The following is a 13,122-nucleotide window of genomic DNA, read 5'->3' on the forward strand; positions in this document are numbered from 1 at the left end:
CTGCCGACGGCGTCTGGTTTGAAATCCCTGAAGCGAGAGATCAATGCTCGCGGAAGGCGCGGGCGATCTGTTCCTGCATGGGCTTGAAGAAATATTCGAACGGAGTGCGCTCGTTCACCTCGACGAAGACCTCGGCCTGCATGCCTGCGATGAGGTGCAGGTTTTCCAGGCGCTTGATCTCCTCCCCAGGTAGATCCACGCGGATCGTATAGAAGGACACGCCGGTCTGCTGATCACGGGAGACGTCGGCCGAGATACGGCTGACGGTGCCGTGCAGGTCGGGGATCATGCGGGCATTCGAAGCATGGACCTTCACCGTGGCCTTCTGCCCGAACTTCACCTGATCGATATCGTTCGGCATCACCTTGGCTTCGAGCTGGAGCTTATCGTTCGTGGGAACGATCAGCATCACAGGCTCGGCCGGTGAAATGACGCCGCCGATCGTGTGAACGTTCAGCTGGTGCACGTAGCCGTCGCTCGGCGCACGGAGATCCGTGCGCTTGAGCTGGTCTTCGGCGGCCACCTTGCGCTCAGTGTATTCTGCCACCTTGCCCTGCATCTCGCGCAGTTCCTGCATCGCCTCGGCGCGCATCTGCTCGTCGATCTGGATGATCTGGAACTCGGTCTCGGCGATGCGGCTCTGCGATTGTGCGACGGCGGCGATCAGCTGGCCGCGCTGGCCTTCGATGCTCGCGGCGTCACGCTCGAGGGCGTTCAGGCGGGGCAGCTGCACCAGGTTCTTCTGATAGAGCTCGCGGACGCCCTTGAGCTCTTCGACAATCAGCTCGGCCTCGCGGGCCTTGGCGGCCTGCTGTGCCTTCAGGCCGTTGATCTCGTCCTGCGATTGGGCAATGCGCTTCTTGAGCTGGTCCTTCTGCGCGTCACGGGCCGCACGGCGTGCGTCGAACAGGGTGCGCTCGGAAGACACGATCTTCCGAACGGCCGGCTCGTTGAGGCGATCCGTGAACTCGACCGGCAGCTGGATTTCGCTTACGCCATCGCGCTCCGCTTCAAGGCGCGCTGAGCGGCCCAGATACTCGTCGAGCTGCTTGGAGACCACCTGGAGGTTGGCGCGGGTCAGCGTCTCGTCGAGGCGGACCAGGAGGTCACCTTCCTTGACGCGCTCGCCTTCCTTCACCTTCAGCTCGCCGACGATGCCGCCGGTGGAGTGCTGGATCTTCTTGACGCTGTTGTCGACGACGAACTGACCGCCCGCGACCACGGCACCCGAGAGGGTGGACGTCGCGGCCCAGAGGCCGATGGTGCCGGCAAACAAGGCGATCATGGAGATGCCGACGATGGTGGACTGACGAAGAACCTGCTGATGCAGCGTGGGCTTCGGGGCTTGAGTGGGAAGGACCAACATTTAACCAACCTCCCGCAGGCTGGAAGCCTGCGCCTGCGCTGCTGCCGAGGCCTGCTGCGGACGCACTGTCGGAGCCTGGGCCGGAGCCGTATTGCGTTTCATCACGCCCTGCAGGACCTCGTCCCGCGGGCCGAAGGCCTTGATGCGGCCCTCTTCCATGATGGCGACCTGATCGACCTGGCCGAGAGCGGCCGGGCGGTGAGTGATGACGACGACGATGCCGCCGCGCTGGCGAACCGCGAGGATCGCCTGGTTGAGAGCCTCGTCGCCGGCGCCGTCAAGGCTGGCATTCGGCTCGTCGAGCACGACCAGGAACGGGTTGCCGAAGAGGGCGCGGGCCAGGGCGACGCGCTGGCGCTGACCGCCCGAGAGGGACGCGCCGCTTTCGCCGATTTTCGTATCGTAGCCGTCCGGCAGGTTGAGGACGAGCTCGTGGGCGCCGGCGGTCTTGGCCGCAGCGATAACGTCCTCGGGCTTCGCGTTCGGCTTGAAGCGTGAGATGTTCTCCGCAACGGTGCCTTCGAACAGCTCCACATCCTGCGGCAGGTAGCCGATGTGCGGGCCTAGGTGGTCAGGTTCCCACTGATCGAGGGCGGCGCCATCGAGGCGGATCTCGCCGCGCAGGGTCGGCCACACACCGACGAGGGCACGGGCGAGAGTGGACTTTCCGGAGGCGCTGGGTCCGATCAGGCCGAGGCCCTGGCCAGCCTGGAGCTGGAGCGCGGCGCCCTGGACGACCGGCTGTGTCGAGCCGGGAGGACCGACATAGATGTCTTCGACAGACAGGCCCTGCTTCGGGCCGGGCAGCGGCATGCGCTTACCCTGAGCGGGCACGATCGACATGATGTGCTGCAGGCGGCGATAGGCCTGGCGGGAGGCGGTGAAGCCCTTCCAGTGGGCGACCGCGATCTCGATGGGCGCAAGCGCACGGGACATGAGGATCGAACCCGCGATCATGAGACCGCCCGACATCTGACCTTCGATCACGAGCAGGGCGCCGAGGCCCAGGATGCCCGACTGGAGAACCATGCGGAACACCTTGGCGAAGGCGCTGATGCCGGCGGAGGATTCGCTGGCGGCCAGGCCGTCATTGACGTGGCGCACATGCACCTCGTCATAGCGCTTGGCGAGGAAGCCGAGCATGCCCAGCGCGCGGATGGCTTCCGCGTTGCGGCGGCTCGTCTCGGCCATGGCATGACGCTCGGCGCCGCTCTTGGTCACCTCGTAGGAGGGGGCCTTGCTCTTAGCGTCCGTATAGATGGTCAGGATGATGATGCAGATACCACCGAAGACGGACATGACGCCGACCCAGGGGTGGATCATGAAGCAGCCGATAAGGAAGATCGGCATGAACGGCATGTCGAAGAGCGCTGTGGGGCCGAGGCCCGACAGGAACCCGCGGATCGTGTCCACGTCGCGAATCGGCTGCATGCTCTCGGCAGCCTTGGCGCCCTTCAGAGGCATGGTGGCTACGAGGTCGAACACGCGAGGGGCCAGAATTTCGTCGAACCGGGCGCCGATGCGCGCCAGCATCTTGCCGCGCAGCATGTCGAGGCCACCCGAGAGGGCGTAGGCCGCCAGGGTGATGAGCGAGAGGCCGATGAGAGTCGGGATGCTCCGGCTCGACAGCACTCGGTCATAGACCTGAAGCATATAGATGGAGCCCGTCAGGGCCAGGATGTTGACTACGGCCGAAAAGACCGCGACGCCGGTGAAGGACGGAAAACACGATTTAAGAGCGTCTTGGACCTCTGTGCTGTCTTCCCGATTTCTCGATGCCTGCTTCATTTTCTTCTTTCCATCGATGGATCATGTTCGCGAACCCATCGTCGAGTTGCAGTACCATCATGCAAGAATATATCCTAGCATGAGGTTACCCGTCTTGCGACGGTTTCGATGTCGGGCTTTGGACCGCAAGGCATCCTAGCAGGAAACTGCCGGATTAAGGTGGAAAATTCCCACAGTTCTTACGGATTAAAGATGCCCCCGAAGTCGGCGCATTCCGTTACGCCATCCTCTTTAGTAACCCTATCCAGTGTAACTATGTCAATAAAAAGACTCGCTCAACGCAGAAGTAAATTTTCTTACTATACATTTGGGTAGGCACTTAACTGTGCCGTAACGGAATGCGATATTCTTAAAGGTAACGCTTCGGTAAATATTTATAGTTAAGCGGATGTGACCGACAAATGAGGTCGCATTATGGAAAAGAATGACAGCCTTCAGGCCCCTGCCGCTTCCGCAGAGAACGCAGCGGAATCACCTGCAAGCGCTATCCAGATCGACCCTGCGGCAAATGCTGCTCTGGAAGAGGCGATCAGAAGCGCGAGAGCCGGTTTGAAGCCTGTTCCCTTGGTTGCTCCCGTCACGGCGGCCGAACCATCGACCCTTCATCTTATACCCAAGTCCCGACCCACTTTGATGTATCATTTCGCACATGCTGCGACCGCGGTCGTCCTGATCGGCGCGGGCTGGTTCGCCTCCTACATGGGAACCCTCGGCAACCAAGAGGCTATCGAGCGCCTGGCGATGGAGACGGCCCGCAGCCAGGAGGTTCTGGCCCGCCTCACCAGCGACCTTGAGTCGCTAAAGGGTACGATGGCTTCCTACAAGGACGTCAGTCACACCGCCTCGACCGCCTCCGCCACCGATCAGGCCAAGCTCACCGAGAAGGTGGAGCGTCTAACCATCGCCCTGCAGGAGCCCGGTAAGAAGCTCTCCGCCATCGAAGCGCGGTTCGACAAGTTCGAGGGGCAGATCACGACGACCCTGAACAGCCTCAGCGCCAAGCCGGCTGTCACGGCGGCGGCAGCTGCTGCGGCCCCGGAGAGCACCCGGAAGACCGAGCCGGTGGACGGGTGGGTTCTGCGTGAGGTCTATAACGGGTCCGCCCTCGTGGAGAGCCGCAACCGGCGGCTTTACGAGGTCATGCCCGGCGGCGTCATTCCCGGCGTCGGCCGCGTGGAATCCATCGAGCGTCGCGGCGCACGCTGGGTGGTTCTGACCGACAAGGGCTTCATCGGCACCTACCGTTGAGCCTTCAGCGGGGAATGGTCCACCTGAGCCCGTAGACCAGCGCCGCGAAAACGGCGAGGCTCGCCACGTAGATGAAGACGAACCAGAGGAGGCGCTTGACGCGCCCTCCACCCGGCTGCTGCGGCGCGGCCCGCATCAGTGATACCCGTATCCGCCGCCCTTGATCTCCTCATCCACCTTTCCGCGGAACACGTAATAGGCATAAGCCGTGTAGGCGAAGGTGATCGGCAGCACGATGGCGAAACCGACCAGCGCGAAGAGCTGAGATTTCACCGTGTTCGCCGTGTCCCAGATCGTCAGGCTCGGCGGCACGAGGTAGGGAAACAGGCTGACGCCGAGGCCGAGATAACCGAGCAGGAACATGGCAATAGTCAGGAAGAACGGCCGCACATGCCGCCCCTCCTCCAGATCGCGGAACAGACGATAGGCTACATAGGCCGTGATCAGCGGAATCGGCGCGAGAAACGCGATGTTGGGCCAGGTGAACCAGCGCGTCTCGATCTGCCTGCCGAGGAAAGGCACCCAGGCGGACACGATCGCCATGGAGATGACGGTTGCGATCAGGAACCGCACCGCCACGCGCCGCGCCCAAATTTCCAGCTCTCCGGTGGTCTTCATCACGCACCAGGTGGCGCCGAGAAGCCCGTAGCCGAAGATCAGGCTGATGCCGGTGAGCACGCTGAACGGCGTCAGGAAATCGAAAGTGCCGCCGGTGAACTGGCGTCCATCCGTCGAGAAGCCCTGCACGAAGGCGCCGAGCACCATGCCCTGGAAGAACGTCGCGGCGAGAGAGCCGAAGAAGAAGGCGTTGTCCCACAAAAACTTCGAGCGGTCCGACTTGAAGCGAAACTCGAAGGCGACGCCGCGAAAGATGAGCGCGATCAGCATGAGCGTGATCGGCACGTAGAGCGCCGGCATCATCACCGCGTAGGCAATGTGGAAGACCGCGAAGAGCCCGCCGCCGCCGAGAATGAGCCACGTCTCGTTGCCGTCCCAGATGGGCGCCACCGAAAACATCATCCGGTCGCGCCAATTGTCGCTTTTCGCCGCCTTGAAGAGAATGCCGACGCCGAGATCGAAGCCATCGACGACCACATACATGGCCACCGCGACCGCGATCAGACCGGCCCAGATCAGCGGCAGCCAGAAAGCGAGACCTTCATACTGCATTCCGAAACCGAACATGCTTCTCGCCTCCTACCGTGTCAGCTGCGCCTGATGCCTAGGCTCGCCTTCCAGGCCTTCGTCCGTCACGGAGAACGGGCGCTTGGCCTTCCTGCGGGGATCGTCCTCGTCCGGCATCTGCTCGATCGGGTCGGGGCCGCGCCGCAGGAGCTTGGCGAGGTAATACGAGCCGAAGCCGAACACGAAGGCATAGACGACCATGAAGGTGACGAGCGACGCGCCGACCGCGCCCGCCGCAACCGGCGACACCGCATCCGCCGTGCGCAAATGTCCGTAGACCACATAGGGCTGACGGCCGATCTCCGCCGTGAACCAGCCGAACAGCACCGCGCCGAAACCCGAGGGAGTCATGATCATGGTGGCGGTGAGGAAAGTCCTGTTGGTGAACAGCGTGCCCCTGTAGCGCAGATAGAGGCTCCACAGGCCGATGCCCAGCATGGCGAAACCGAGGCCGACCATGATGCGGAACGAAAAGAACACCGGCCAGACCGGCGGGCGCTCATCGGGCGGAACATCCTTGAGCCCCGGCACCACGCCGTCGAAGGCATGGGTCAGAACCCAGCTGCCGATCTTCGGAATCGCGATCTCGAAACGGTTCGTCTCGTTGACCTCGTCGGGGATTGCGAAAAGGCGCAGGGGCATGTTGTCCATGCGGTTCCAGTTGCCCTCGATCGCCGCAAGCTTCGTCGGCTGATATTTGAGCACGCCGAGGCCGTGCAGGTCTCCGATGACGATCTGCACCGGCACGAAGATCGCGGCGAACCAGAGCGCCATCGACATGGAACGGCGCGAGGCGGCGAGCTTCGCCTCCGGCGCATCGTGAGGATGGCGCAGCAGCATCCAGGCCGACATGCCGGCCACCGCGAAGGCCGTCGTGATGTAGCAGCCCATCACCATATGCACGTAGCGCAAGGGGAAGGATGGATTGAAGACGATCTCGAACCAATCGTCCGGCACCATCTTGCCGTTCTCGATGGCAAATCCGACCGGCGTCTGCATCCAGGAGTTCACGGAGAGGATCCAGAAGGCCGAGATCAGCGTACCCAAAGCCACCATGCAGGTTGCAAAGAAATGCAGCCGGTTGCCGACGCGCTCCCAGCCGAAGAGCATGATGCCGAGGAAGGACGCTTCGAGGAAGAAGGCGGTCAGCACCTCATAGGCCATCAGCGGCCCCACCACGTTTCCGGCGATTTCCGAAAACCGCGACCAGTTGGTGCCGAACTGGTAGCTCATGACGATGCCCGACACGACGCCGAGGCCGAAGGATACCGCGAAGACCTTCACCCAGAACCGGTAGAGATTGCGGTAGAGCGGGTTGCCCGTGCGGAGCCAGTTGAACTCAAGGGCCGCGAGCCAGCTCGCGAGGCCGATGGTGAAGGCCGGGAAGATGATGTGGAAGGCTATCGTGAACGCAAACTGGATGCGCGACAGCATCAGGGCGTCAAGTTCCATACCGCTTCCCCTTCAACCTACCCCCGTGCTTTTAGGGCAGTTGCGGCATGAAACCAAGAGGCGGCTACGCCGCTTAAATCTGCAATTCGGGATCGAGAGCCGTCACTTCCGGCAGGAGAAGGGCGGGAAAGTGCTTGCCGTGCCTGCGTTCATGGCTGCGACGACCATCATGTTGGCGAGGTCGAATTCTTCGGTAGAGCGAGGGCAAACACTGCCTTGCGCCGTGCAGCCGGACGCGAGAAAGGCGTCATGGCGCTCCAGGAATTCCTGCCCGATACCCTGCGTGCCGCGCCGTTTCAGCGCTTCCGCCCAGGCATTCTTGTAACGCTCGCACTTAACTTCGACCCAGCTCTTCCCGGGGCGATCCTGCGCATGGCCCGGAGCTATTCCGAAAGCGATGACGGTGCTGGATATAATCAAAAGGGACAGGCGGCGCATGAAATCCTCGGCGACATGCGCGCGATGGAGCACAAGCGTGAAGGCTTGGTCAAGATATCTCAGACACGCGCCTCGGGCTGCGCCTTGCTCTGCCTTCGGGTTGAGACACCGCGCTTCTTCGCAGGCTTTGCCTTCTCCTGCTTCCTGACCTCGCGGGACAGGCGTTCCTGTAGGAGCGTGAGCACCGCTGCCTCTTCCGGTCTCAAGGAGGCCAAGTCTTCGCGCAACTCCGTCTCGACCTTGTTCTTGATCTCCAGCAGCAGATCGCCATCGAGATAGCAGGAGAAGACCTCCGGATGCACATAGCATTTGCGGCAGATGGTCGGCGTGTTGCCGAGGCGTGACGACACTTCCTCGATGGCCGCGCGGATGTTCTTCTTGGCTTTCGCCTCGCTGTCGAACTGCTCGAATTCGGAAAGCGCCAGGGTCGCCAGCACCGTGCCCGCCCATGTCCGGAAATCCTTCGCGGTAATGTCGCGCCCGGTGATCTCCTTCAAATAGGCGTTTACGTCCGACGAGGTGATCGATTGCCGCTCGCCGTTCTCGTCGAGATATTGGAACAGGTCCTGGCCCGGCAGATCCTGGCAGGCCTTTACGATCTTGGCGACGCGGCGATCCTTGACCTGCAACTTCCAGGTCTTGCCGCTCTTGCCCTTGAACTGAAACCGCAGCTCGCCGCCATTCACCTTCACATGCGGGTCGCGCAGGGTGGTGAGGCCATAGCTCTTATTCTGCTTGGCGTAATCCTCGTTGCCGACGCGGATAAGCGTGTTTTCGAGAAGATGCACGACGGTTGCGAGCACCTTCTCGCGGGCTAAGCCGCGCAGGCTCATATGCTCGTCGATGGACTTGCGGATCGCCGGGAGACCCGCCGCGAATTCCAGCATATGCTCGTATTTCGTGCTCTCCCGCGCCTCGCGGAAAGCGGGATGGTAGCGGTATTGCTTGCGGCCCTTCGCATCGCGGCCCGTTGCCTGGATGTGGCCGTTCGCCTTGGTGCAGATCCACACATCCGTGTAGGCGGGCGGAATGGCGAGCGACCTGATGCGTTTCAAGACGGCCTCGTCCTCGACCTTCTTGCCGTCGGAGCGCAGATAGGTGAAGCCCTTGCCGGACTTCCTGCGCCTGATGCCAGGCTCCTCGTCTGACACGTAGAGAAGCCCCGCCGTCTCAGCGGCATCGCGGGGATCGACGACATCGGTACTGTTTGAATCGGACAAGATGGTTCGCCTTGCAAGATGGCTCGCCCTGAATGAAGAGCAGAACGTCAACCAGAGGAGACGACCCCCGGTTCCCTGCGTGACGAGGACGCGCCCTCGCCTCTCGCTTCCTGCCGGTCGTTGCGGATCTTGAGCGCCAGGATCGTTCCGCTCAAACACAGGCTCAGCAGGTTGAACACGATGAGCGGCATGTTGCCGATCAGGAAGCCGTAGCTGGACCAGAGCGTGAAGGCCGTGACGGTGACAATGTACATGCGCTTGGAGATGGCCGCTGTGTCCCGCTCCCTCCAGGCCTTGAGCACCTGCGGCACGAAGCTTGCCGTGGACAGGATGCCGGCAACCGTCGCCAGGATCGTCGGAAGCCATTCATTCATACGTGTCTCCATCGTCAGGCCACGGCAACGGATGGGGAAAAGGGTGGTTCCCTCTCCCTGCCGCCACAGCTAGAAGAGCAGAGTCTCTTTCAACCGGATGATCCCTTGTCGTTGACCTCCCTTCCTGAAACCCAGGGCCGCAAGCTCGTCTTCATCGTCACCGAGGACTGGTTCTTCGTGTCGCATTTCCTGCCCATGGCCAGGGCTGCGCGGGAGCTGGGGCTTGATGTGAGCGTGGTCACCCGGGTGCGTACCCATCGCGAAGCCATCGAGGCGACGGGCGCGAAGGTGATCCCCCTGGAGGCGGAGCGGCGCAGCCTCAACCCCATGGCCGCCGGCTATGCCGCAGGCCAACTCGCCGCGATCCTGAAGGACGAGAAGGCCGATATCGTTCATTGCATCGCGCTCAAGAGCATCCTGGTCGGAGGCTTCGCCGCCTCCATGGCCGGTGTCGGAGGGCGGGTCTATGCGTTGACGGGCCTTGGTTTTCTCGGAGCCAGGACAGACTTCGTCGGCCGCTGGTCCCAGCGCGCCGTGCGCCTGCTGGTGCGCGGGCTCGCGACGTCCAGGACGCGCTATCTTTTCGAGAACCCCGACGATCCCAAGCTGCTGGGGCTCGACCCCAATGCCTCGAACGTCACCATCGTGGGCGGCGCGGGCATCGATCCGGAGCTTCTTCAGCCCGCCCCGCTTCCCCCGCAGCCACCCTTGAGGGTAGCCGTCGTCGCCCGCATGCTCTGGTCCAAGGGCATCGACCTGGCGGTCGAGGCGGTGAAGTCCGCGCGCGCGAAAGGCGCGGATGTGGAGCTGTCGCTCTATGGTGCGCCCGACCCCTCGAACCCCAAGGCCATTCCGGAAGACACCCTGAAAAGCTGGGCCGCCGAGCCCGGCATTTCCTGGCACGGGCCGACGCGGGATGTGGCCGCCGTCTGGCGCGATCATCATGTCGCCTGCCTGCCCTCGCGCGGCGGCGAGGGCCTGCCTCGCACCTTGCTGGAAGCCGCCGCCTGCGGCCGTGCCATTCTCACCACCGATGTGCCCGGCTGCCGCGCCCTGGTCCGCGACGGCTCGGAAGGGTTCGTGGTGGCGCCGGACAACGCGGATGCGTTGTCAGAGGCTCTGCTCAATCTGGCCTCCGAACCCAACCATGTGGCCCGCATGGGTGAGGCGGCGCGGGCCCGCGTGCTCGAGGGCTTCACGGAGCGCCATGTGATGGATGACCTAAAGCGGCTCTACACCTCCCTGCTGCGATCATGATCAAGGACCCGGCTGCCTTCATCCGCACTGAAACCCGGCTTCTGCCGGTTCCGCACACACCGGAACTCTCCCTGCATGCGGCCGACGAGGCGACGGAGCTCTGGCAGCGGACGGAGGAAGAGCTCGGTGAGATCGGCCTGCCGCCGCCTTTCTGGGCCTTTGCCTGGGCCGGCGGGCAGGCGCTCGCCCGCTATATCCTCGACAATCCTGAGACTGTGCGCGGCAAGCGCGTTCTGGATTTCGCCTCAGGCTCCGGCCTCGTCGCCATCGCGGCCATGAAGGCGGGCGCGGCGGAGGTGCTGGCCTGCGACATCGATTCCTTCGCCATTGCCGCCATCGGTCTCAATGCCGAGGCCAATGGCGTGACGGTCACTCCCGTGCAGGCCAACCTGATCGGCCGCGACGAGGGCTGGGATACGGTGCTTGCGGGCGACATCTGCTACGAGCGCGATCTGGCCGAGCAGGTCACGGATTGGCTCTTCGCCCTGAGCCGGAGAGGCGCCGCCGTTCTTATCGGCGATCCGGGGCGCAGCTATCTGCCCAAGGACAAGCTCGAGCAGCTTTGTCTCTATGAGGTGCCAGTGACTCGGACCCTTGAAGACGCCGAGATCAAGAAGACCGGCGTCTGGCGTTTTCGTCACTCCGAAGCATAGATCTGCCTATATTCTTCACATGTGGCGAAATTGCCGTCTGCATTTTGCAAAGCTTCGGGTTGATTATGTTCCGATATAAACTATCTCATTAAAAGCAGGCCGTTCTGCCTCATCGTTGAATTCTATCCCTTTCCATTTGTGGCCGTCAGATTCAGAGCACTCTCATGACTCAGCCTGTCGTCGATCGTTCATCGAATCTTCGCGAACCCGCAAAATCGATCCGCATTCCGGAGAACGTTGCGAAAAGTCTCTCCCAGGCTGAAGAGGCTTGTAAAGCTCAGCGCGCCCGCCTGACGCCGATCCGCCGCCGGGTCCTTGAAGCGCTTCACATGGCCTCGAAGCCTCTCGGCGCTTACAATCTGGCCGCGCTTGTCGCGCCGCAAGGGCGCAAGATCGCCCCGATCACCGTTTATCGCGCCCTCGACTTCCTGATCGAGCAGGGCCTGGCCCATCGCATCGCCAGCCTGAACGCCTATGTCGCCCAGGATGGGGAGCCGGGCAGCGCCACCCACGCCTTCTTGATCTGCGAGGGGTGCGGCGAGGTCACGGACATCCCCTCCCCCGAGATCGCCCACACCCTGTCCAGCCTTCTGAAGCAGCACAGTTTCTCCTCGCACGCCAAGGCCCTGGAAATCACCGGCCGCTGCTCCCATTGCTGACCTGAAGAAGTATCTTTCCGCCCAAAACAGGTTCCCACTTTTGGGCCCGATGCTCTAGGCCGCGCTTGACGGAACAGGGTTTTGGCATCAGCTAAACGGCGGCAGCCATCGTGGCCGGCCGCCGTGGATTGCAGCATGTCTTCTTTGTCTTCCCCTGAAGCGCCTTGCCTTGAGGCCCATGCAGGTCCTAGCCCCCGTCACCGTACGGTGGGGGTCAGGGTCGGCAACGTCATGGTCGGAGGCGGCGCTCCCATCGTCGTCCAGTCCATGACCAACACGGACACGGCGGATATAGACGCGACGGTCGCTCAGGTGGCGGCACTGGCCCGGGCAGGCTCGGAGATCGTGCGCATCACGGTGGATCGCGACGAGGCCGCCGCCGCCGTGCCGAAAATCCGCGAGCGGCTCGACCGGCTCGGCGTGAGCGTGCCTCTCGTGGGCGATTTCCACTATATCGGCCACCAGCTGCTAGCGGACCACCCAGCCTGCGCCGAGGCTCTCGACAAGTACCGCATCAATCCAGGCAATGTGGGCTTCAAGGAAAAGAAGGACCGGCAGTTCGCGGCAATCGTCGAGCAGGCCATCCGCCACGATAAAGCCGTGCGCATCGGCGCGAACTGGGGCTCCCTCGACCAGGAGCTCCTGACCCATCTCATGAACGAGAACGCGGCCTCCGCGAACCCGCGCGACATGCGCTGGGTGACCCGCGAGGCCATGATCCAGTCCGCCCTCCTCTCCGCCACCCGCGCAGAGGAGATCGGCCTCGCGAAGGACCGGATCATCCTTTCGGCCAAGGTTTCCGCCGTGCAGGACCTGATCGCGGTGTATGAAGACCTTGCCCGCCGCTCCGACTACGCGATCCATCTGGGCCTCACCGAGGCCGGCATGGGCTCGAAGGGCATCGTCGCGTCCTCCGCGGCCATCGGCATCCTGCTCCAGCAGGGCATCGGCGACACGATCCGCTTCTCACTGACGCCCGAGCCCGGCGGCGACCGAACCCTGGAGGTGAAGACCGCCCAGGAGCTGCTCCAGACCATGGGTTTTCGCACCTTCGTGCCCCTGGTGGCCGCCTGCCCCGGCTGCGGACGCACCACGTCCTCGGTCTTCCAGGAGCTGGCCCGGGACATCCAGAACTGGATTTCCACCTCCATGCCTGATTGGAAGCGCACCTATCCCGGCGTCGAGAACCTGAATGTCGCCGTGATGGGCTGCATCGTGAACGGGCCCGGCGAATCGAAGCACGCCAATATCGGCATTTCCCTGCCCGGCACCGGCGAGCAGCCGGCGGCGCCGGTCTTCATCGATGGGAAAAAGGCCCTGACCCTGCGTGGGCCAACGCTCGCCCAGGATTTCCAGAAGCTCGTCCTCGACTATATCGAGAAGAATTACGGCCAAGCCGGGCGCGACGCCGCCGAGTAAGGCAGTGGAACCGTTGTTGGAATTCCGTTTTAAGCTAGAGCGCGATGTGCTAGAGAGCCCGCC

General features: G+C 63.0%; 12 protein-coding genes. 5 read left to right on the plus strand and 7 right to left on the minus strand.

What is annotated here, in order from left to right:
* Positions 1-40 precede the first annotated feature (40 nt).
* A complete protein-coding gene (locus AB4Y85_RS10565) occupies positions 41-1,366 on the minus strand; it encodes an HlyD family type I secretion periplasmic adaptor subunit (RefSeq protein ID WP_441984849.1) in 1,326 nt (441 codons plus the stop codon).
* Positions 1,367-3,154 carry a type I secretion system permease/ATPase gene (locus tag AB4Y85_RS10570; RefSeq protein ID WP_441984850.1) on the minus strand — a complete coding sequence of 596 codons (1,788 nt, stop codon included), beginning with the start codon at positions 3,152-3,154 and terminating at the stop codon, positions 1,367-1,369.
* Positions 3,155-3,568: 414 nt separating this feature from the next.
* Between AB4Y85_RS10570 and AB4Y85_RS10575 the strand changes: the two genes are divergently transcribed.
* A complete protein-coding gene (locus AB4Y85_RS10575) occupies positions 3,569-4,402 on the plus strand; it encodes a hypothetical protein (RefSeq protein ID WP_441984851.1) in 834 nt (277 codons plus the stop codon).
* 135 nt (positions 4,403-4,537) lie between these two features.
* On the opposite strand, the gene cydB is transcribed toward AB4Y85_RS10575, so the two are convergent.
* From cydB to AB4Y85_RS10600, 5 genes are all read right to left on the minus strand, one after another.
* A complete protein-coding gene (gene cydB, locus AB4Y85_RS10580) occupies positions 4,538-5,587 on the minus strand; it encodes a cytochrome d ubiquinol oxidase subunit II (protein ID WP_441984852.1) in 1,050 nt (349 codons plus the stop codon).
* Positions 5,588-5,599: 12 nt separating this feature from the next.
* Positions 5,600-7,039 (minus strand): cytochrome ubiquinol oxidase subunit I, encoded by a 1,440-nt coding sequence (locus tag AB4Y85_RS10585; protein WP_441984853.1) that lies wholly within the window; start codon positions 7,037-7,039, stop codon positions 5,600-5,602.
* A 102-nt stretch (positions 7,040-7,141) separates the two neighbouring features.
* Entirely contained in the window at positions 7,142-7,477 is a 336-nt protein-coding gene (locus tag AB4Y85_RS10590) for a hypothetical protein (RefSeq protein WP_441984854.1), read from the minus strand.
* Positions 7,478-7,536: 59 nt separating this feature from the next.
* Positions 7,537-8,700, minus strand: a complete 1,164-nt coding sequence (locus AB4Y85_RS10595; RefSeq protein ID WP_441984925.1) for a DNA topoisomerase IB — start codon at positions 8,698-8,700, stop codon at positions 7,537-7,539.
* 44 nt (positions 8,701-8,744) lie between these two features.
* On the minus strand, positions 8,745-9,071 hold the full coding sequence (locus AB4Y85_RS10600) for a SemiSWEET family sugar transporter (protein ID WP_441984855.1): 327 nt from the start codon (positions 9,069-9,071) through the stop codon (positions 8,745-8,747).
* A 105-nt stretch (positions 9,072-9,176) separates the two neighbouring features.
* On the opposite strand from AB4Y85_RS10600, the gene AB4Y85_RS10605 reads away from it, so the two are divergent.
* From AB4Y85_RS10605 to ispG, 4 genes are all read left to right on the plus strand, one after another.
* Positions 9,177-10,328 carry a glycosyltransferase family 4 protein gene (locus AB4Y85_RS10605; RefSeq protein ID WP_441984856.1) on the plus strand — a complete coding sequence of 384 codons (1,152 nt, stop codon included), beginning with the start codon at positions 9,177-9,179 and terminating at the stop codon, positions 10,326-10,328.
* Positions 10,325-10,981 (plus strand): class I SAM-dependent methyltransferase, encoded by a 657-nt coding sequence (locus AB4Y85_RS10610; protein ID WP_441984857.1) that lies wholly within the window; start codon positions 10,325-10,327, stop codon positions 10,979-10,981. The genes AB4Y85_RS10605 and AB4Y85_RS10610 overlap by 4 nt, the downstream gene beginning before the upstream one ends.
* Before the next feature lie 164 nt (positions 10,982-11,145).
* On the plus strand, positions 11,146-11,640 hold the full coding sequence (locus AB4Y85_RS10615; protein WP_441984858.1) for a Fur family transcriptional regulator: 495 nt from the start codon (positions 11,146-11,148) through the stop codon (positions 11,638-11,640).
* A 135-nt stretch (positions 11,641-11,775) separates the two neighbouring features.
* Positions 11,776-13,059, plus strand: coding sequence for a flavodoxin-dependent (E)-4-hydroxy-3-methylbut-2-enyl-diphosphate synthase (gene ispG, locus AB4Y85_RS10620; protein ID WP_441984859.1), 1,284 nt, complete (start codon positions 11,776-11,778; stop codon positions 13,057-13,059).
* The last annotated feature ends 63 nt before the right edge of the window (positions 13,060-13,122 follow it).

The sequence above is a fragment of the Microvirga sp. 2YAF29 genome (assembly GCF_052114605.1).
In the GTDB taxonomy this organism is placed as follows: domain Bacteria; phylum Pseudomonadota; class Alphaproteobacteria; order Rhizobiales; family Beijerinckiaceae; genus Microvirga.